At 66.9% G+C, this 19715-nt stretch carries 17 protein-coding genes; 8 read left to right on the top strand and 9 right to left on the bottom strand.

Going from position 1 to position 19715, the window contains the following annotated elements:
* Positions 1–133 precede the first annotated feature (133 nt).
* Positions 134–985 (top strand): LysR family transcriptional regulator, encoded by an 852-nt coding sequence (locus QGG75_10910; protein MDP6067743.1) that lies wholly within the window; start codon positions 134–136, stop codon positions 983–985.
* A 10-nt stretch (positions 986–995) separates the two neighbouring features.
* On the opposite strand, the gene QGG75_10905 is transcribed toward QGG75_10910, so the two are convergent.
* The 4 genes from QGG75_10905 to QGG75_10890 all read right to left on the bottom strand — a co-directional run bounded on the left by QGG75_10905 (position 996) and on the right by QGG75_10890 (position 5129).
* Complete coding sequence (locus QGG75_10905) at positions 996–2027, bottom strand: aryldialkylphosphatase (GenBank protein ID MDP6067742.1); 1032 nt, start codon at positions 2025–2027, stop codon at positions 996–998.
* A gap of 28 nt (positions 2028–2055) precedes the next feature.
* Positions 2056–3573 (bottom strand): DHA2 family efflux MFS transporter permease subunit, encoded by a 1518-nt coding sequence (locus QGG75_10900; protein ID MDP6067741.1) that lies wholly within the window; start codon positions 3571–3573, stop codon positions 2056–2058.
* On the bottom strand, positions 3570–4568 hold the full coding sequence (locus tag QGG75_10895; GenBank protein MDP6067740.1) for an HlyD family secretion protein: 999 nt from the start codon (positions 4566–4568) through the stop codon (positions 3570–3572). The genes QGG75_10900 and QGG75_10895 overlap by 4 nt, the downstream gene beginning before the upstream one ends.
* Positions 4569–4670: 102 nt before the next feature.
* Complete coding sequence (locus QGG75_10890; GenBank protein MDP6067739.1) at positions 4671–5129, bottom strand: MarR family transcriptional regulator; 459 nt, start codon at positions 5127–5129, stop codon at positions 4671–4673.
* A gap of 137 nt (positions 5130–5266) precedes the next feature.
* Between QGG75_10890 and QGG75_10885 the strand changes: the two genes are divergently transcribed.
* Positions 5267–6109: a methylated-DNA--[protein]-cysteine S-methyltransferase gene (locus QGG75_10885; protein ID MDP6067738.1), complete on the top strand. Its 843-nt coding sequence runs from the start codon at positions 5267–5269 to the stop codon at positions 6107–6109.
* A gap of 7 nt (positions 6110–6116) precedes the next feature.
* On the opposite strand, the gene QGG75_10880 is transcribed toward QGG75_10885, so the two are convergent.
* On the bottom strand, positions 6117–6344 hold the full coding sequence (locus tag QGG75_10880; GenBank protein ID MDP6067737.1) for a hypothetical protein: 228 nt from the start codon (positions 6342–6344) through the stop codon (positions 6117–6119).
* Between the two features lie 83 nt (positions 6345–6427).
* Between QGG75_10880 and QGG75_10875 the strand changes: the two genes are divergently transcribed.
* From QGG75_10875 to QGG75_10865, 3 genes are all read left to right on the top strand, one after another.
* Positions 6428–7306, top strand: a complete 879-nt coding sequence (locus tag QGG75_10875; GenBank protein ID MDP6067736.1) for a polysaccharide deacetylase — start codon at positions 6428–6430, stop codon at positions 7304–7306.
* A 100-nt stretch (positions 7307–7406) separates the two neighbouring features.
* Positions 7407–8834: an amidase family protein gene (locus QGG75_10870; protein MDP6067735.1), complete on the top strand. Its 1428-nt coding sequence runs from the start codon at positions 7407–7409 to the stop codon at positions 8832–8834.
* A 553-nt stretch (positions 8835–9387) separates the two neighbouring features.
* Entirely contained in the window at positions 9388–10020 is a 633-nt protein-coding gene (locus QGG75_10865; protein ID MDP6067734.1) for an alanine racemase, read from the top strand.
* 28 nt (positions 10021–10048) lie between these two features.
* Here QGG75_10865 and QGG75_10860 read toward each other — a convergent pair whose 3' ends face one another.
* The gene (locus QGG75_10860) at positions 10049–10813 is read right to left on the bottom strand and encodes a glucose 1-dehydrogenase (protein MDP6067733.1); all 765 of its coding nucleotides are present in this window, start codon (positions 10811–10813) and stop codon (positions 10049–10051) included.
* A 170-nt stretch (positions 10814–10983) separates the two neighbouring features.
* Between QGG75_10860 and QGG75_10855 the strand changes: the two genes are divergently transcribed.
* Positions 10984–12318, top strand: a complete 1335-nt coding sequence (locus QGG75_10855) for a diguanylate cyclase (protein MDP6067732.1) — start codon at positions 10984–10986, stop codon at positions 12316–12318.
* 21 nt (positions 12319–12339) lie between these two features.
* Positions 12340–13017: a DsbA family oxidoreductase gene (locus tag QGG75_10850; GenBank protein MDP6067731.1), complete on the top strand. Its 678-nt coding sequence runs from the start codon at positions 12340–12342 to the stop codon at positions 13015–13017.
* Between the two features lie 30 nt (positions 13018–13047).
* On the opposite strand, the gene mfd is transcribed toward QGG75_10850, so the two are convergent.
* Both mfd and QGG75_10840 read right to left on the bottom strand, forming a co-directional pair.
* The gene (gene mfd / locus QGG75_10845) at positions 13048–16452 is read right to left on the bottom strand and encodes a transcription-repair coupling factor (protein MDP6067730.1); all 3405 of its coding nucleotides are present in this window, start codon (positions 16450–16452) and stop codon (positions 13048–13050) included.
* A 74-nt stretch (positions 16453–16526) separates the two neighbouring features.
* Positions 16527–16814: a succinate dehydrogenase assembly factor 2 gene (locus QGG75_10840; protein MDP6067729.1), complete on the bottom strand. Its 288-nt coding sequence runs from the start codon at positions 16812–16814 to the stop codon at positions 16527–16529.
* A gap of 131 nt (positions 16815–16945) precedes the next feature.
* Here QGG75_10840 and recG point away from each other — a divergent pair, with 131 nt between their 5' ends.
* Positions 16946–19030 carry an ATP-dependent DNA helicase RecG gene (gene recG, locus QGG75_10835; protein ID MDP6067728.1) on the top strand — a complete coding sequence of 695 codons (2085 nt, stop codon included), beginning with the start codon at positions 16946–16948 and terminating at the stop codon, positions 19028–19030.
* Here recG and QGG75_10830 read toward each other — a convergent pair.
* Complete coding sequence (locus QGG75_10830; protein ID MDP6067727.1) at positions 19012–19698, bottom strand: DUF502 domain-containing protein; 687 nt, start codon at positions 19696–19698, stop codon at positions 19012–19014. The two genes, recG and QGG75_10830, sit on opposite strands and share 19 nt — an antisense overlap.
* Between the last annotated feature and the right edge of the window lie 17 nt (positions 19699–19715).

Here is a 19715-nt window from a genome sequence, read left to right as displayed (position 1 = left end):
TTTCAACTGATCTTCGTCTTTGTGGCAGGAGTGCCTGAAGTGGATATGGGTTCTAGCCATTGATCATTCAAACAAATATCATATATAGTTATTATCAAAATTTTTGATATAACTACTGAATCGCAGGCCCAACATGGATATCGAACTAGCCCGAACTTTCCTGGAAATCAGCGAATCCGGCACCTTCAGCGCCGCCGCTCAGCGCCTCAACGTCACCCAGTCGACGGTCAGCATGCGCATCAAGGCGCTGGAGGGGGAATTGGGGCGGCCGCTTTTCCTGCGTGGCCGCGGCGGCATTACCCTGACCGCGGCGGGCGAAAAGTTCCGCCGCTTCGCCACCACGCTGGTGCGGGTCTGGCGGCGCGCCCGGCAGGAGGTTGCGCTGCCGCCCCAGTACCACACCATCCTGACGGTGGGCGGGCAATACAGCCTATGGCAGCGGCTCTTGTTGCGCTGGATCGACTGGATGCGCGAAAGCGCCCCCGAGGTGGCGCTGCAGGCCGAGATCGGCCCCTCCGACTGGCTCATCCACCAGCTCGTCGACGGCATGCTCGACCTGGCAATCCTTTATGCCCCGCAGGGCCGACCGGGATTGGTGGTGGAAAAGCTGGTCGACGAGAGCCTGGTGCTGGTGGCCGACCGGCCCGAGCACGGCGGCGTCGCCGAGGCCGACTACGTCTTCGTCGACTGGGGCGAGGAATTCGCCGGCCAACACGGCCTGGCCTTTCCCGACGCCGCCCCGCCGGGCCTCTCCTTCGGCCTGGGCAACGTGGCGCTGGAGTATCTGCTGGATCGCGGCGGGGCCGGGTATTTTCCCCTGCGTCTGGTGCGCCCCGAACTCGATGCCGGTCGGCTCCACCGCCTCTCGGCGCCAGCCTTTTCGCGCCCCGCCTACGTTATGTACCGACGCAGCGATGCCGCGCTTTTGAACCGCGCGCTCGGCGGCCTGCGCCAGGCGGCGGCCGAGGAGAGCGGAGGATCTTGAGCGAGAGCCCCTACTGAAAGGTCAGCAAGCGGCGCGGCGTCTCGATCATGATGGTGTCGACGTCGGCCTGCGAAAAACCACGCCGCAGCATGAGCGGCAGCACGCTGAGAAAAATGTGGTCGTAGCCGTGCCCGCCGTAGCGCCTGAGCCGGGTGCGAAAACAGATATCGTGCGAGATCACCACCTGGTCACGGTGGCCGCGGTCGAATAGACCACGGATCAGGCCCAGCCGGGCGCCATCGTTGGGCAGGTCGATGTCGGCCAGGGGATAATGCGTCTGCTCCATGCCGAAGAGGTCGAATTCCAGCACGCAGCCGGTATCGGCCAGGGCGTAGAGGCGCTCGCTATCGAAGATGGTGCGGTCGATGTGGCAGATGATGGTGCGCTCCGCGTCGCCGCCCTCGCGTCGGATCAGGTCCATCACCTCCATGGGCTGGTCGGCGTGGCGGCCGGGATGAACGGTGATGGCGGCGCCGCTTTCGCGCTGCGCCACCACGGCGGCGCACATGGCGCGCTGTTCGTTCTCGGTCCAGGGCGACTGGCAGCCGATCTCGCCGATGATGCCGGAACGCACGTCCGAGCCCCAGGCGCCCTCAGCAAGCTGGGTCATGATCTCGGCCGCCAGTTGGTCGACCGTGGCGCTGGCGAAGCTTGCGTCCTGGTAGGCCTCGACGTAGTTGCCCGAACCCATCACGATGGGCACCCCGGTTTGCTCCGAAACTAGGCGCACGGCCTCGGGCTGGGGTTTGATGCCGGTGTTGGTGAGCTCGACCATGGCGCCGCCGACCGCCCCCACCCGCGCCACTTCGGCCCGCGCCACATCGGGCTCATCGAGGCGGAATTTGGGGGCGTAGTCGAGGCTCGAGTGGGCGATCTCCCAGAGGTTATCGAGCGTCAGTTCCGGCCAGTCGCGCTCTTCGGCGGCCAGCTCCGGCGGCACGATGTCGAGAAAGATGTGCTCGTGCATCAGGGTGGGGCCCAAAGCCTGGGGCGCGATGGGGCCGCTGACGGTCTGGATTTGGCCTTTGGGGTAGGCGCTCATGATGGACCTCTCGTTATCGTTGGCGGCCTCAGGCCGGAAGCGGGTGGGGGCGGCGCAACAGAAAGCATAGCGGCACCACACCCAACGCCCCGAAGGCCAGCAGCAGGAAGTCGTTATTGTAGGCGATCATGGCGGCTTGGCGCCCCACTTCGTGCTGCCAAAGCGCCAGCGCCGGCAAACCCTCGAGGGCGGCCGGGCTGCCCGGCAGCCTGGCCGCCGCGGCGAAGGGCGTCAGGTGTTCGGCCAGCTCGGCTTGGTTGATGCGTAGCGAACGGGTCAGCACGGTGATCACGATGGAGACGCCAATGGAACTCCCGAGGTTGCGGCAAAGGCTGAAAAAGCCCGCCGCCTCGGTACGGAAACGGGGCTCCAGGGTGGCGAAGGTGATGGTACTGAGCGGCACGAAGACGAAGCCCAACCCGACGCCCTGGACAAAGCCGGTGCGCACCAGGTCGGCCACCGCCACCTCGAGGTTGAAGCCCGCCATGTCCCAGCCCGAATAGGCGATCATGAGAAAGCCGCTGGCGATCAAAAGCCGCGGATCGAAGCGATCGACCAGGCGGCCCACCACGACCATGGCCAGCATGGTGCCCAGGCCGCGCGGCGACAGCACCAGGCCGGCGGTGAGCACGGGAAAGCCCCTGAGCTGCTGCATGAAGGGGGGCAACAGGATCATCGTCGCCACCAGCACGACGCCGATGATCAGGGCGAAGCAGATGCCCAGCGCGAAATTCTTGTCACGCCAGATCAGCGGGCTGATGTAGGGGTGGCGGGTGCTGGCGCTGTGCACGAAAAAGACCCAGAGCGCGGCGGCAATTATGGCCAGCTCGATCAGCACCTCGGGGGATTCGAGCCAGTCCAGCCGCTCGCCTCGATCGAGCATGGTTTGCAGCGTGCCGATGACCAGCGCCAGGCTGGCAAAGCCGAGCCAGTCGAAATGGCGTTTGCTCGTGGCCTCGGCCTCGGGCACGAAGGCGTAGGCCCCGAGCAGCGCCACGGCACAGACCGGCACGTTGATGAGAAAGATCAGGCGCCAATGATAGAGATCGGTGAGGTAGCCGCCCAGGGTGGGGCCGAGAATGGGGCCCAGCATCACCCCCATGCCCCAGATGGCCATCGCGGAGCCGTGTTTGTGGCGCGGGTTGATGTCGAGCAGGATAGCTTGCGAGAGCGGGATCAGGGGCGCGCCGAAGACGCCCTGCAGGATGCGCGCCGCCACCATCTGGGGCAAGGTTTCGGTGAGACCGCAGAGCACCGAGGTGAGGGCAAAGCCGGCCACCGCCAGCAATTGCAAACGCCGCCGGCCCATCAGCTCGGCCAGCCGCCCGACCACCAACGTGGTGATGGCGGTGGCCACGATGTATGAGGTGATGACCCAGGAGATCTGATCCTGGGTGGTCGAGAAGCTGCCCTGCATATGCGGCAGCGCGACGTTGGCGATGGTCATGTCGAGCGCGTAGATGATGGTCGCCAGCATCAAGGTCAGGGTGATCATGGCGCGGCGCGGCGCCGAGACTGGCGTGACGGCGGCGCCGCTGAAGCTCATTTGCGCCCGTGCACCCAGGCCAGGGCCGACTTGACGATATCGGGAAGCGGCCTCTCGAAGCCGGTGTCGATGCTGACCTCCACGCTCATGCCGGCCCGCAAGGGCGTCTCGCGGGGCTGGGCTTCCAGGCTCAGACGCAGCGGCAAGCGCTGCACCACCTTGACCCAGTTGCCGGTGGCGTTCTGCGGTGGCAGCAGGGCGAACTCGGCGCCCGTGGCGGCGCCCAGGCTGGCCACTCGGGCCGGCCATTCCCGCTCCGGGTAGGCGTCGAAGCGCACCCGGGCCGGCTGCCCTGGGCGCACATGGGTGAGCTCGGTTTCCTTGAGGTTGACCTCGATCCACAGCGGCGCCGGCGCCACCAGGCCAAAGAGCGCCGCACCAGCCTTGACGTATTCGCCGGCCTGCAGCTCAAGATTGCTGACGATGCCGGCAATCGGCGCCCGCACCTCGGCGTCATCGAGCGCCATGCGGGCCTGGTCCCGTTCGACCAGCACCTGGCGGTAGTGGGGATGGCGGCTGGCCGGCAGCTGGGGATCACCGCCCAGCTTGGTCAGCGCCAGGGCGATGGTTTCGCGGATGGCGGCGATACGCCGCCGGGCCGTGCCCAGGCGGTGACGTACCTCGTCGAACTTGGCTTCCGAGAGTACGCGCTTGTCGCGCAGCCGGCGTTGGCGCTCGGTTTCGCGTTCGAGATAGGCCACGTCGTCCTGGGCCAGGCGCAATTCGGCCCGCTGGCGCCGCCAGGTGGCGCGGTAGGCCTCGATCTCCTGGCCAACGCCGGCCAGCCGCGCCTCGGCCCGCTTGAGTGCCAGGCGGAAGGGCTCGTCGTCCAGGCGGAACAACATGGCACCGGCTTCGATCCGTTGGTTCTCGCGCACCGCCACGGCGGCCACGCGGCCTGAGACCTCGGCGCTGACCAAGATCACGGCGGTCTTGACGTAGGCGTTCTCGGTGGTCACGTAACGGCCGGAGGTGGCGTAGAAGTAGCCGCCCACCAGAGGGCGATGGCCAGGGGCCCCAACAGCAGCAGCACGAACTTGAACAAGGCCCGCAGCGGCGCGCCCCGCCGGACCGGAAGTGGCGAGGGATTGCCCGCTTCAGTCATGCTCTGCCCTGCGGTTGCCGTTGGCCGCCAGGTTGGCCTTGATGGCGGTCAGCGAATCGACCAGGGCCTCGCGCTGGGCCTCGTCCAGCCCGGCCAGCGCCTCCTCCCGCGTGGCCAGGCCGATGGCCAGCATCTCCTCGACCACGGGGGCGGTGCGGGCCGCCAGATATACCCTTTTCAAGCGGCGGTCGCGGGGATCGCCGCGGCGCTCGATCCAGCCCTCCTGCTCCAGTCGCTCGACATGACGCGTCAGGGTTATGGGCTCGACGTCGAGCAATTCGGCCAGCGCGCTTTGGCTCAGCCCGTCGCGGCGCAAAAGCTGCGCCAGCACCCGCCACTGGGCCCGCGTCAGCCCCAGATGGCGAGCCTTGCGATCGAAGCGCTTGCGCAACAGGCGGCCGACGTCGCCAACGAGAAAGCCGAAGCTGCGTTCGAAATCCTCAGGCTCCATGAGGTTATTTTATGAGCTTGTATAATATAAGCAAGCTTATTAATTTATCGCGAAGGAATTGAAGTCGCAACAATCGGGTCGCCGGCTGGCCGCCGGGGCTGCTAAACCATGGACACGGTCGAGCCAGGAGAACGATCATGGAAAACCCCAGCGAGGATTACCGGCGCATCGCCGCCGCCATCCGCTTCATCGCCGAGAACCGCCTCGAGCAACCCGACTTGGCCAGCGTGGCGGCCGCCGTGGGCCTGAGCAAATATCATTTCCAGCGCCTTTTCGTGCGCTGGGCCGGCGTCAGTCCCAAGCAGTTCCTGGCCCACCTCACGGTGGGCCACGCCAAGGAGCTTTTGCGCCAGGGCGAGAGCGTGCTGCACGCCGCCCTCGATGCCGGCCTCTCGGGCCCCGGCCGGCTGCATGATCTTTTCCTCGGCAGCGAGGCCATGACACCCGGCGACTACAAGCGCCAAGGCGCCGACCTGACGATCCGCCACGGCCTGCAGCCGACGCCCTTTGGCGATGCCCTGGTGGTGCTCACCGAGCGCGGCGTCTGCGGCTTCGAATTCGTCGACGGCAGCGCCGACCAGGCCCTGGCCGCGGCCCGGGCGGAATGGCCGCTCGGCGGCTTCGTCGCCGATCAAGACGAGACGGCTGCCCTGGTCGCCCGGTTGTTCACGCCCGATGCGGCGGGGCCGGCGCTGCTGCTGCGCGGCAGCCGCTTTCAGACCAAGGTCTGGAGCGCTCTGTTGCACCACGAGCCCGGGCAGGCCGTGAGCTATGGCGGCCTGGCCGGCGCCATCGGCGCCCCCGGGGCGGCCCGGGCCGTGGGCCAGGCGGTGGCCCACAATCCCTTGGCCCTGCTGGTGCCTTGCCATCGCGTACTCAAGCAAAACGGTGCCATCGAAGGCTATCGCTGGGGCGATGAGCGCAAGCGCGCGCTGCTGGCCTGGGAAGCGGTTCGCAGCGAGCAGCGCCAGGCGGCCTAGAAGCACATCAATATAGAACCAGGCCATCCGCTGCCCTTCCCAACCACTCATCAACGGTATCCGTTGGCAAGGGGAGCGGCTCGCTGAATGATTCAATTGAATGCTTGATTTGGATTTCGTATGACGGCGCCAGCTCGCCGACCGTGTTCGAGGACACTGGGTGCCCGGTGGCGCGCAACAGCTCCGTCATCAGGCCGATGATGAGCTCGTCGTTGTCGCCGACGTAGATCTTCACGCTGTCTCCTCCACCGAGATTGCCACCCCCATATCGGCGCAATTCGCGGGCCAGGCAAATCGCCCGGCACGGCGCCCGGCGATATGGCTGGCAGCAGCCCCGGCGGCGGCGTTATGCTCGCTGGCGTCAAAAAGGAGAAAACCATGCCGCTGCCGCCGCGGGGCTTCCCGGTCATGCTCAGTTTCGATCTCGACGCCGAAACCATGTGGACGGCCCGCGACGCCCAAAACGCCGAACGGCCCATCGTCATGTCGCAGGGCGCTTATGGCTGGAAAACGGGCACCCCCCGGGTGCTCGACCTCTTGGATCGCTATGCCATCAAATCGACCTTTTTCGTCCCCGGCCTGGTCATCCAGGAGCGCCAGGCACTGGCCGAGGAGATCCTCGAACGCGGCCACGAGATCGCCCACCACAGTTGGTCGCACCGCTGGATCGTCAACCTGTCTGAGGCCGAGGAACGTGAGGAGATGGCCAAGGGCTGCGACATCATCGAGCGCCTGACGGGCCGGCCGCCGGCCGGCTACCGCTCGCCGGCCGCCGAATTCAGTCCCCTTACCATGGGCCTCCTGCAGGAATTCGGATTTTCCTATTCGTCGAATTATTTCGACTGCGACCGACCCTATCTGCACGTCGTCAACGGCATTGAGACCGATCTGGTCGAGTTCCCCTTCGCCTGGGTGCTCGACGACGCGCCTTTCTTTCAGTACGCCATCTCGCTGCCCGGCCGCACCATGCAGGCACCCGAGGCCGTTTTTCAGGCCTGGAAGGCGGAATTTGACATGATTTACGCCGAAAACGGCGCTTTTAGCCTGGCCATGCACCCGCAGATCATCGGCCGGCCTTCACGGCTCAAGGTTCTCGAAGCCTTGATCGAACACATTTCCGCTCAGCCTAACGTGTGGTTCGCGCGCTGCGACGAGGTGGCCGAGGCGGTGCGGCCCCTATTGCGGAACGAAACATGAAATTGGCCGGCCGTCGCATCTTGATAACCGGTGCCGCCTTGGGCATCGCCTTGGCCAGCGACGGCGGACGCACCTTCCACCGGGAACTTCAGGAAACGCCATGAACGACCTGCATTATCGCTCCGCAACCGAGCTTTGTGCCGCCATCCGCGCCAAGCAACTCTCGCCCGTGGAACTGATGGCGGCGGTACTGGAGCGCCTCGAGGAAAGTCAATCCAGCCTCAACGCCTTCATCACGGTAACCGCCGAGACCGCCCAGGCCGCCGCCGCCCGGGCCGAACAGGCGCTGATGGAGGGGGCCCAACTGGGGCCGCTGCACGGCCTGCCCTTCGCCGTCAAGGACCTCACCTATACCGAGGGCGTGCGCACGACCATGGGCTCCTACCTGTTCGATGACTTCATACCCAGCGAGGACGCCGTGCCGGTGGCGCGGCTCAAAGCCGCCGGAGCCATCCTCATCGGCAAGACGACGACGCCCGAGTTTGGCCACAAGGCCCTGACCGATGCGCCGCTGTTCGGCCGCACCGCCAACCCCTGGGACTTGAGCCGCACCTCGGGCGGCTCCAGCGGCGGCTCGGCGGCCGCCGTGGCGGCCGGCATCGCGCCACTGGCGCTGGGCACCGACGGCGGCGGTTCGGTGCGTATTCCGGCGGCCTGTTGCGGCATCGTCGGGCTCAAGCCGACACTGGGCCGCGTGCCCCACATCCACGCCCCCGATGCCTTCGGCAACAATTCATATATCGGCCCCATGTGCCGCTCCGTAGCCGACACCTGCCTGGCTTTCGATATCATCAGCGGCCCTGACCGACGCGATCCCTACGCCCTTAACGTGGCCCCCGAAATTCCACGGCTGGAAAGCGCCTCCGGCCTGCGCCTGGCCTGGCTGGCCCAGGCCGGCCCGGCCCTCGACCCCGAGGTCGCCGGGCTCGGCCGCGAAAGCATCGACATGCTGGCCGCCATGGGTGCCCAAGTGAGCGAGATCGAAGAGGATTTCGCCGCCCTGGAGGCCGATTACCTGACCCTCATGCGGGGCAGCTTTGCCGGCCGCCTGGGCCACCACCTGCCAGAAGACGAACAAACGGAGAGCCGCCTGGACCGCTCGTTGGTCAATCTCATCCGCCAGGGCCAGGCCCTGAGCGCCAGCGACCTGGTCGCCGCCCAGAACCGGCGTAGCGAATTTTTCCGTCATATCCAGGAACGGTTCACGGATTTCGACTTTATTTTGTCGCCCACCCTCAGCGCCCCCGCCCTGGCTGTGGACCAGGATCCGCTGGGCGGCCTGAGCATCGCCGGCCAGGCCGTGGCGCCGGGCAGCATCCGCGCCGGCTGGTATCCTTATACCTTCCCCTTCAACCTCAGCGGCCATCCGGCCATCAGCATTCCCTGCGGTTTCACCGCCACCGGCCTGCCCGTGGGCTTGCAGATCGTCGGCCCCTGGCAAGCCGACCGCCAGGTCTTGGAACTGGCCGCGATGATCGAAACCGCCCGCCCCTGGAGCCATCATCGCCCCGGAAACGCGATTCCTTAGATTCTGTAGATTCTGTAGATTCTGTAGAAAAAAGTGGATCCCATGACCCTCGACGATCTCCCGACACCCTCGCTGATTCTCGACCGCGGCTGCCTGCGGCACAACACCGAAGCCATGACGGCGCGCCTGAAAGCTCACGGCGTGGCGCTCAGGCCGCACATGAAAACCGCCAAATCGATCGAGGTGGCGCACCTCGCGGTGGCCGGCAATTTCGGCGGCATCACCGTCTCAACCCTCGAAGAGGCCCGCTATTTTGCCCGCCATGGCATCACCGACATCGTCTATGGCGTCGGCATCGTCCCGGCAAAACTCGACTTTGTCGCCGAATTACAGGGCAAAAGCGGCGACAACGCACGAATTTCGGTGATTCTCGACGATCCCGGGGTGGCCCGGGCCGCGGCCGCCCGGGCCCAGTCGCTGGGCAGCCACTTCGAGGTCTTGATCGAGCTCGACTGCGGCGGCGACCGGGCCGGCGTGCCGGTCGGCGAGGCCGAGCGCCTGCTGGCCGTGGCCGGCGGCCTGCAGGACGCGGGCCTGACCCTGCGCGGGGTGCTTGACCCATGCCGGCCACAGCTACCACTGCCGAGGCCGGGCCGAGATCGAAAGCGTGGCCGAGCAGGAACGCGCCGGCCTGGTTTGGGCCGCCGAGTGCCTGGCCGCGGCCGGCTTCCCCTGCCCGGTGGTCAGCGGCGGCTCGACCCCGACCGCGGTATTTGCCAAGCATCTCGATGGCGTCAGCGAGATGCGCCCCGGCGTCTATATGTTCGGCGACGTCATGCAACAAGAGATCGGCAGCTGCGGCGGCGCCGACATCGCCGTCACGGTGCTGGCCAGCGTGATCGGCCGCCGCGGCCAGGGCGGCCCGCTGGGAAGCGAACAGCTGCTGCTCGACGCCGGCGCCCTGGCGCTTTCGAAGGACCGGGGCGCCGACGAATTCAACCCCGAAGCCGGGTTTGGTTGGGTTTTCGACCTCGATAACCGGCTCTTCCAAGGCCTTTCCGTCAGCGACACCCACCAGGAGCACGGCCTGGCCCGCGGCCCGCGGCTGCCTGACCTGGAGATCGGCGCCCGGGTGCGCCTAAGGCCCATCCACGCCTGCCTGACGGCGGCCATGTACCAGCGCTATCACGTGGTCGAGGGCGACCGCCAGGTCGTCGCCGTCTGGGAGCGCACCGGCGGCTGGTAAGAGGATTCCTTGCGCCTTCAATCCGAGGTTAGAGAGCCAGGCTCATGGCGTCGTCGACCAGGACCACGCTGCCGGTCATGAAATCGCCGGCCGCCGAGGCCATCAGCAGCAACATGCCGTCCATGTCCTGGGGCCGGCCCAGGCGGCGGCGGGGAAAGCTTGCGATCATCTTCTGGCCGGGTTCGCTGGCGAAAAACTCTCTGTTCATCTCTGTCTCGACGTAGCCCGGCGCGATGGCGTTGACGCGAATGCCGTGGCGGGCCCACTCGAGGGCCATGACCTTGGTCATCTGGGCCACCGCGGCTTTCGAGATGCAATAGGTCGAAAGTTGCTTGATGGGCCGGAACGAAGCCACCGAAGCGACGTTGATGATGGAGCCGCCGTGGCCGTGCTGGATCATGCGCTTGGCGCTCTCCTGGGCCATCATGAAGACGCCCTTGGTGTTGGTATCGAGCACCCGGTCGTAATCCTCCTCGGTCATCTCGATGATCGGCTTGGTAACCTCGACGCCGGCGTTGTTGACCACCACGCCCAGCGCCCCCAATTCGGTCTCAGCGGCATCGACGGTGGCGTGAACGCTGGCTGAATCGGTGACGTCGAGGGCAAAGGCCATGGCGCGGCCGTCGAAGTCCTCGATTTCCTCGACCAGGGCGGCCAGCCGATCGGTGCGCCGCGCGCACACCGCCACGCGGGCGCCGCTGCGTGCCAGCGTCAGGGCGAAATGCCGGCCCAGGCCGCTGGATGCCCCGGTCACCAGGGCGGTTACGCCCTCGAGGGCAAAAGGTTCCGTCACCGCAAATCTCCGTTGCTGTTGGCGCCCCGACCTTAGAACAAAACAGGCGGCAAGGAAATCGGCCGAGAGAAGCCGAGATGCCGGTTGACAGGCAGGGCGGCAGCCGCCCGACTATCGCTAAGCGCCGGTGGCCGGCACCAGGCGTGTCGAGCTCAAGAAACGGTGATTTCATGCCCAGCTATTCGGCCCGGGTCCTGGTCTACGATGCCGATCTGGAACACCCCTTCGATCTTCCCGCAAAACTCGAACAGCACGACTATTTCTGCATTCAGGTGGAGAACGAAGCCGATGCCGTCGAGGCCGTCGTCAAGGCCCACCCCGACGTCGTCATCGTCAACACGCTGCCCGCCGAGAGTTCCTGGAGCGCGCTTTCCGATGCTGTCCACACGACCTGGCGCAACCGCCAGGCGCCGGTGATCTTGATCGGCGAGAGCGCCGGTATCGAAAAAAAGGTGGCAAGCTTCCGCAGCAAAGTAGCCGACTATTTGCCGGCCAATTTCCACGATCAGCAGCTCTTCGCCCGTCTCCAGGCCCTGTTGCGCATCAACACCATGCACGAGGAACTGCTCAGGCGCATCTTCACGGTGGAAAAATACGGCATCAAGGACATCGAGGCGGTATCGCCCGAAGTCGAGGTCGAGGACGCCCGCGTGGTACTGCTGGGCCGCGACGCGGCCGAACTCGACGAACTGCAGGAGGCGCTGGGCAGCCAGCGCGTGGTAGCCCGCCTCGACGACCCCTTCGCCACCATGGCGGCCCTGACCGAGAAGGGCGTCGACGGCCTGATCGTGGCATCCCAGGGCGAGGACCAGGATTTTTTCGGCTTCTGCTCCGATGTGCGCCACAATTCCCGTCTCTTTAACCTGCCCATTCTGGTGATCGTCGACGAGGGCGTCTTCGAGGCCGACGAGATGCAATTGGCGCGCGGCGCCACCGAACCAATCCAGCGGCCCATCCTGGCCGACGATCTCAAGACCCGGCTGGAATTGCTGATCATCCAGCAGCGCTACCGCTTCGCCGTGCGCAAGGTCTTCATGCAGTCCCTGCGCCCGGTCACCAGCGACGGCCTGACCGGCCTCTACAGCCACGGTTTCCTGCACGAGCACCTGGCCAGCCAGATCGCCGACGCCGAGGAATGGCAAAAGCACCTAGCCGTGGGTTTCTTCGACATCGACCTGTTTGCCGACATCAACGCCGAATTCGGCTACGTGGCCGGCGATTTGCTGCTGCGCCAGATCGGCACGATGATCTCGGGCCTGTTGCGGGCCGAGGACCTGTCGGCGCGGTACGCCGGCGGCTCCTTCGTGGTGGTGCTGCCGGAAACCCCCTTGCAGGTGGCCGAGATTGCGCTCCAGCGCATCGCCGCGGTGGTGCGCTTTACCGAATTGGCCATCGCCGCAGCCGAAGAACCGATCACTGTCGCGCTGTCGCTGGGTGTCACCGCCTTCGAGGCCGGCGACGATGCCGAAAGCCTGATCGCCCGCGCCCGCGAAGGCATGCGCTAGAGCAGCCAACAGGAACCCACCATGGAACTGCAGATCGATGTCGTCTCCGATACCGTCTGTCCCTGGTGCCTGATCGGCAAGCGGCGCTTCGAACGCGCCCTGGCGGGCCTGCCCCCAGGGCTCGACGTCAAGGCCGTGCTCAATTGGCGGCCCTTTCAGCTCAACCCCGACATGCCCCCGGGCGGTCTCGATCGCAAGGACTACGTGGAAGGCAAATTCGGCGGCCCCGAGCAGGCCCAGGCGGTATTCGAAAACATCCGCCAGGCCGGCCTGGGCGAGGGCCTCGACTTCGCCTTCGATGCCATCCAGCGCACCCCCAACACCACCGACAGTCACCGCCTGATCCGCTGGGCCGGTTCGGCCGGCTGTCAGGATGCCGTGGTCGAGGATCTGTTCGCCCGCTACTTCCTGGCCGGCGCCGACATCGGCGATCACGCCGTGCTCACCGACATCGCCGAGAGCGCTGGCATGGATGCCAAGCTGGTGGCCGAGTTGCTCGAGCGCGGTGACGATCGCGACCTGGTGGCCCGCGAGGACGCCACGGCCCGAGAGATGGGGGTCAACGCCGTGCCCTGCTTCATCGTGGCCCAGCGCTACGTGGTGTTCGGCGCCCAGGAGCCGGAAACTTTCCTGCAACTTTTCGACCTGATGGCCCGCGAGAACGCCGAGGCGGCGGCGAGCGAACCGGCCACCGTCTAGACAAAGCCCCCTCCCCGGCAGATCCCCGCTCTATTCCTGGGCGATCTCGGCCAGTTGCACCAGCAGGCGCTGGGCCCCGGTCAAGCGCTCGTCGGCGGCGGGCCAGGAGCGCATGTAGACCAGCTTGTGGTCGGGCCGCAGTTTGACCGTGCCGACCTGGTCTTCGATGAAGGCCACCAGGCCGGCCGGATTGGCAAACTCGTTGGCGCGGAAGTTGAGCGTGGCGCCGCGGGGGCCGGCCTCCAGCTTCTCGACACCGGCGGCGCGGCAGAGCTGCTTGATGGCAACGATGCGCAAGAGGTGCTCGACCTCCTCTGGCAGGTTGCCGAAACGGTCGATCAACTCGGCCGCGAAGGCGTCGATCTCGGCCCTTTCCTCGAGCCGTGAGAGGCGCCGGTAAAGCCCCAGCCGGACATCGAGATCGGCCACGTAAGCCTCGGGTATGAGCTCGGAAGTGCCGATGTTGATCTGCGGCGACCAGCGCTCCTCTTCGCCCTCGCCGTCACCGCCGTCATGGCGCGCCGCCGCCACCGCCTCTTCCAGCATCTCCTGGTAGAGCTCGAAGCCGACCTCACGGATGTGGCCCGACTGCTCCTGGCCCAAAACGTTGCCGGCACCGCGAATGTCGAGGTCGTGGCTGGCCAGGCTGAAGCCGGCACCCAAACCGTCCAGCGCCTGCATGACGGCCAGCCGTTTCTCCGCCGCCGGCGTCGGCAGACGGCGCGCCGGCAGCGTCAGATAGGCATAGGCCCTGAGTTTCGAGCGCCCGATGCGGCCGCGCAGCTGGTAGAGCTGGGACAAGCCGAACATGTCAGCGCGATGCACGATCATGGTGTTGGCGGTGGGGATATCGAGGCCCGATTCGACGATGTTGGTGGCCACCAGGACATCGAAAGCGCCTTCGTAAAAGCCATTCATGACGCGGTCGAGGTCGCTGGCCTTCTGGCGGCCATGGGCCACGGCGACGCTGACCTCGGGGATCTGGCGCTTGAGAAAGCCCAGAACCTCGTCGATGTCGGAGATGCGCGGGCAGATGTAGAAGGTCTGGCCGCCGCGGTAGTGCTCGCGCATGATGGCCTCGCGCACCACCACGGCGTCGAAGGGCAGCGTGAAGGTGCGGATGGCCAGGCGGTCGACCGGGGGCGAGGCGATGAGGCTGAGCTCACGCACCCCGGAAAGCGCCAGATGCAGCGTCCGCGGGATCGGCGTGGCGCTCAGCGTCAGCACGTGGACGTTCGAGCGAAGCTCCTTCAGGCGCTCCTTGTGGGTGACCCCGAAATGCTGCTCCTCATCCACCACGACCAGGCCCAAGTCTTTGAATTTGATGTTTTTCCCTAAAAGGGCGTGAGTTCCGACGACGATCTCGATACGGCCCGCCTCGAGGCCCTCCCGGGTTGCCGAAGCTTCCTTTCCCTTGACCATGCGCGACAGCCGGCCAACCTCGACGGGCCAGCCTTTGAAACGCTCGCGGATGGTCTGGTAGTGCTGACGCACCAGCAGCGTGGTGGGCGCCACGATGGCGACCTGGCGGCCGTTCATGACGCTGATGAAGGCGGCCCTCAGGGCCACCTCGGTCTTGCCGAAGCCGACGTCGCCGCAGACCAGCCGGTCCATCGGCCGGCCCGAGGCGAGATCGGCCAGCACGTCGGCGATAGAGGTTCGCTGGTCCTCGGTCTCGTGGTAGGGGAAGCGGGCGCAAAATTCCTCGTAGAGCCCGGCCGGCGGCTCGATAGCCTCGACCTGGCGGAGCTGCCGGGCAGCGGCGATGGCGATCAACTGATCGGCGATGTCGCGAATGCGCTTCTTGGCGCGTGCTTTTCGCGCCTGCCAGGCGCTGCCGCCCAGGCGATCGAGCGCCACCTCGGCACTTTCGGAGCCGTAGCGCGAGATAACCTCGATATTGACCACCGGGATGAACAGGCGGTCGCCGCCCTCGTAGATCAACAGCAGGCAATCGTGGGGCGCGCCGGAAACCTCGACGGCGCTCAGACCCTCGAAGCGGCCGATGCCGTGGTCGACGTGGACGACAAAGTCGCCGGGCGTCAGGCTGGCCGCCTCGGTGATGAAGTTCTCGGCCCGCCGGCTGCGCTTGGGCGGCCTGGCCAGGCGGTCGCCGAGCACGTCCTGCTCGCCGATGATGCAAAGCTCGGCACTCTCGAAACCGTGTTCCAGCCCCAGCACCGCCAGGCCCAGCACGTCAGCCGGCAGGGCCAGGCAGCCGGCCCAGTCGTCGACCGCCTGGCCGCCGGCGATGCCGTGGTCGGCCAAGAGGCCGGCCAGGCGCTGGCGCGAGCCATCGCTGAAGCAGGCCATCATGACGCGCCGGCCGGCCGCCTGCTGGGCCGCGATATGGGCCGCCAAGGCATCGAAAAGATTGGCCTCCTGGCGCTGGCGCTCGGGGGCGAAATCGCGGCCGCGACGGCCGCCGGCGGTAAACACCCGGAGCCCGTCGGGCTCGTCGAAAGGCGCCAGCGTCAACACCGGGCGCCCGGCCAGCAGGGTCTGCCACTCGGCCTCACCCAAATAGAGCGCTTCGGGCTCCAGCGGCCGGTAGACGACGCCCTCCTCGCCCCCGGCCCGGGCCGCCTGGCGCGCCTGGTAGTAATCAGCGATGGTCTCGAGGCGGCTCAGGCGCGCCTCGTCGGCCAAATGGTCGAGGCTGACCGGCGCCCCCGGCAGATAGTCGAAGAGCGTCTCCAGGTGCTCATGAAAGAGTGGCAGCCAGTGCTCCATGCCGAGCTGGCGCCGGCCCGCCGTGACGGCCTGGTAGAGGGGATCATTCTCGCCCACCGCGGCCCCGAAGCGGGCGCCGTAGCCGGCCCGGTAGCGGGCGATGGAGGCGGTATCGAGCTGCACCTCGGAGACCGGCTCCAGACGAAACTCCTGGATGCGGTCACTGGTCAACTGGCTCAAGGGATCAAACAGCCGCACGCCGTCAAGGGTGTCACCGAAAAGATCGAGCCTGAGCGGCTCGGCCCGGCCCGGCGGAAAGATATCGATGATGCCGCCGCGCACGGCAAACTCGCCCGGCTCGCGCACCGTGCCGGTGCGGCCGTAGCCGTTCCGCGCCAGGTAGGCCAGCAGCGCCTGGCTGTCGATGTCGTCGCCGACACCGGCACTGAAGGTGGCGGCGCGCACCGTGTCGCCGGTCGGCAGGCGCTGACCGGCGGCATTGACCGTGGTCAGCACCAGGTCCGGCGCCGCGCCCTCGGCCAGACGGCAAAGCGTGTCCATGCGCCGGCTTGCCACCTCGGCGTTGGGCGATACGCGGTCGTAGGGCAGGCAGTCCCAGGCCGGCAGCGAAACGAGCTCGAGCTCGGGCGCGAAAAAGGCCAGGGATTCGGCCAAGGCCGCCATGCGGGCCTCATCGCGGGCAATGTGGAGCAGACCCTGGCCGGAAGCCTGGCGAGCCTCCCGGACCAGTTCCGCCAGCACCTGGCAGTCCCGGCCGTCGGGGGCGCCGGAGATCGTGCAGCGACCAGATTCAGAGATATTTATTTCTTTTAATATCAAGGCGTTATTTCGTGAAATTTAAAGTTCAACAGCAACATCATGACGTCGCTTTTCAGATTCTCCGGCAGCTCCTTCTTGCGGCTCACCCAGTCGAATAGATCGGCGTCGTCGAGTTCCAGCAGGGCGGCGTAGCGCTGGAGCTGCGCGGCATCGAAATGGGCCAGGTGGCGATCCGCGAAACGGCCCAGCATGAGGTCGGTTTCGCGCCGGCCGCGGTGCCAGCTCTGATAGCGCAAGCGCTTGCGCAGAGTCTCGATATGGGGGCTGGGATCGCTGTCGCTCATGCCGGGATCGGGGGCGCTGAATCGGTGGGAGGGGGGGGAACCGGGAGGAAGGCGACGGTATAGCCATTGGCGGTGCCCTGTCGATGGGATAAAATGGTTTTTCGCCCACGCCCCGTCGTGACCGGCTGATCATGCGACCGGAGATCCTGTTTCCGCTGTTCCGTCCCCTGACCGCCCTGGCCGGCGTCGGGCCGCGCATTGCCAAGGCCGCCGCCCGCCTGGATCTGGAACGACCGCTCGATCTGCTTTGGCACCTGCCCAGCGGCCTGCTGGACCGGCGTTTCTCACCGCCGCTCGACAGCGCCCCCGATGGTGTCGTGGCCACCCTCACCATCGAGGTAGGTTCCCACCTGCCGGCAGCCAACCGGCGCCTGCCCTACCGTGTGATGTGCCACAACGAAAGCGGCGAGATCACGCTGGTGTTCTTCCACGCCCGCCCCGATTACCTGCTGCGCGTGCTGCCCGAAGGGGCCAGCCGCGTGGTCTCGGGCCGGCTCGAGCGCTTTCGCGGCGAATTGCAGATGAGCCATCCCGACCACATCGGCGAGTCGGCCGAGCTGGAGCGCATCCAGACCATCGAGCCGGTCTATCCGCTGACCGCCGGGCTCACCGCCAAAGCCTTGCAGCGCGCCATGAACGATGCCCTGGCCGAGCTGCCCGAGCTGCCGGTTTGGCTCGATCCGGCACAGCAAACGGCGCAAACCTGGCCGCATTGGCGAGCCGCCGTGCAAACCGTCCACGCCCCGGCCGAGGCCGAGGAGCTGGAGCCCTTGGCTCCGGCCCGGGCGCGGCTGGCCTATGACGAGCTGCTGGCCAATCAATTGGCTCTGGCCCTGATGCGCCGCAGCCTGCGCCGCCGGGCCGGCCGGGCCACCCGGGCGGAGGGTCGCTTGCGCCAGCGCGTCATCGCTGTGCTCGACTACCAGCTCACCGCCGCCCAGGAACGCACGCTAGGCGAGATCGACGCCGACCTGGCGGCCCAGCACCGCATGCTGCGGCTGTTGCAGGGCGACGTCGGCAGCGGCAAGACCATCGTCGCGCTTCTGGCCATGCTGACGGCCGTCGAGGCCGGCGCCCAGGCCACCCTGATGGCACCGACCGAGATCCTGGCCCGGCAGCACTTCGCCAGCCTCGAGCCGTTAGCCCGGAGCGCCGGGGTCGAACTCGGGCTGCTGCTCGGCCGCGGCCGCCAGAAGGGCCGGGCGGCGACGCTCAGGGCCCTGGCGGCGGGCGAGATCGATATCCTGGTGGGCACCCACGCGATTTTCCAGCAAGAGGTCGAATTCGCCGACCTGGCTTTCGCCGTGATCGACGAGCAGCACCGCTTCGGCGTCCACCAGCGCCTGGCGCTGAGCGCCAAGGGCGCCGGGCGCTGCGATCTTCTGGTGATGACGGCGACGCCGATCCCGCGCACGCTGGCGTTGACGGCGTTTGGCGACATGGAAACCTCGCGGCTCGACGAAAAGCCGCCGGGCCGGTTGCCGGTGGAAACCCGGGCACTGCCGCTGGAGCGCCTGGACGAGGTGGTGGGGGCGCTCGAGCGCCACGTCGCCAGCGGCGCCCGGGTCTATTGGGTATGCCCGTTGGTGGCCGAATCGGAGCTCAGCGACCTGGCCGCCGCCGAGCAGCGCCAGGCCCATCTCGCCCAGCGCTTCGGCCAGCGCGTGGCGCTGGTGCACGGCCGCATGAAGAGCGGCCCGAAGGACGAGGTCATGGCCCGCTTCGCCGCCGGCGAGGTGGATATTCTGGTCGCCACCACGGTGATCGAGGTCGGCGTCGACGTACCCGAGGCGACGGTCATGGTGATCGAGCACGCCGAACGCTTTGGTCTCTCCCAGTTGCACCAGTTGCGCGGCCGGGTGGGGCGCGGCGCCGCCGCCTCGAGCTGCCTCATGCTCTACGCCCCGCCGCTGGGCCCGGTGGCCCGCCAGCGCCTCGAAATCATGCGCCAAACCGAGGACGGCTTCCTGATTGCCGAGGAAGACCTCAAGCTGCGCGGTGCCGGCGAGGTTCTGGGCACCCGCCAAAGCGGCCTGCCGGCCTTCCGCCTGGCCGATCTGGGGGCGCATGGCGAGCTGCTGGCCACGGCGCGCGACGATGCGCGGCTGATCCTGGAGCGCGACGGCGATCTTACGAGCCCGCGGGGCCAGGCCCTTCGGGTGCTGCTTTATCTTTTCGAACGCGATGCCGCGGTGGCTTACCTGGTATCTGGTTGAGCGCCGACAAAAAGTTTCTTGACCCCCTGCTGCGCTTCCGGGCGCGGGTCGGGGGGCGTCACGATGCCGCCCGAGATGATCAGCTTGAAGCCCTCCTCCACCGTCATCTCCAGCCCCACCAGGTCGCGGCGCGGCACGAAGAGCAGGAACCCGGAGGTCGGGTTGGGCGTCGTCGGCAGGAAGATGTTGACCAGTTCATCGGCGCTGAGATGGGCGATCTCGCCCTCGGTTGTGCTGGTCACGAAGGCCACCGCCCACAGGCCGCGGCGGGGATACTCGACCAGCACCACCTGGCGGAAGGATTTCGACGACTGGGCCAGCACGGTTTCGAAGATCTGCTTGAGCGCCCCGTAGACGGTGCGTACCACCGGCATGCGCTCGACCAGTTGCTCGCCCAGGCCGACGATGGTGCGGCCCAGGATGCTGGCGGTCAGGAAACCGATCAGCGTGACGACCAGAAAGATGACCACCAGGCCGAGCCCGGGAATGCTGAAAGGCAGGTAGCTTTCCGGGTTGTAGGCGGGCGGGATCAGCGGCGTGATCTGGTTGTCGACGAAGGCGATGAATTCCCAGGCGATCAGCACCGTGATGCCGAGGGGCGCGCTGACGATGAAGCCGGCGAGAAAGTAATACCTCAGGCGGCGCAGCAACCTCGGCCTCTGGGCCATGCCATCTCTTTCCCTGG

The sequence above is a fragment of the Alphaproteobacteria bacterium genome (assembly GCA_030740435.1).
Taxonomy (GTDB): Bacteria; Pseudomonadota; Alphaproteobacteria; order UBA2966; family UBA2966.
This window is presented reverse-complemented; position numbering and strand designations above follow the sequence as displayed.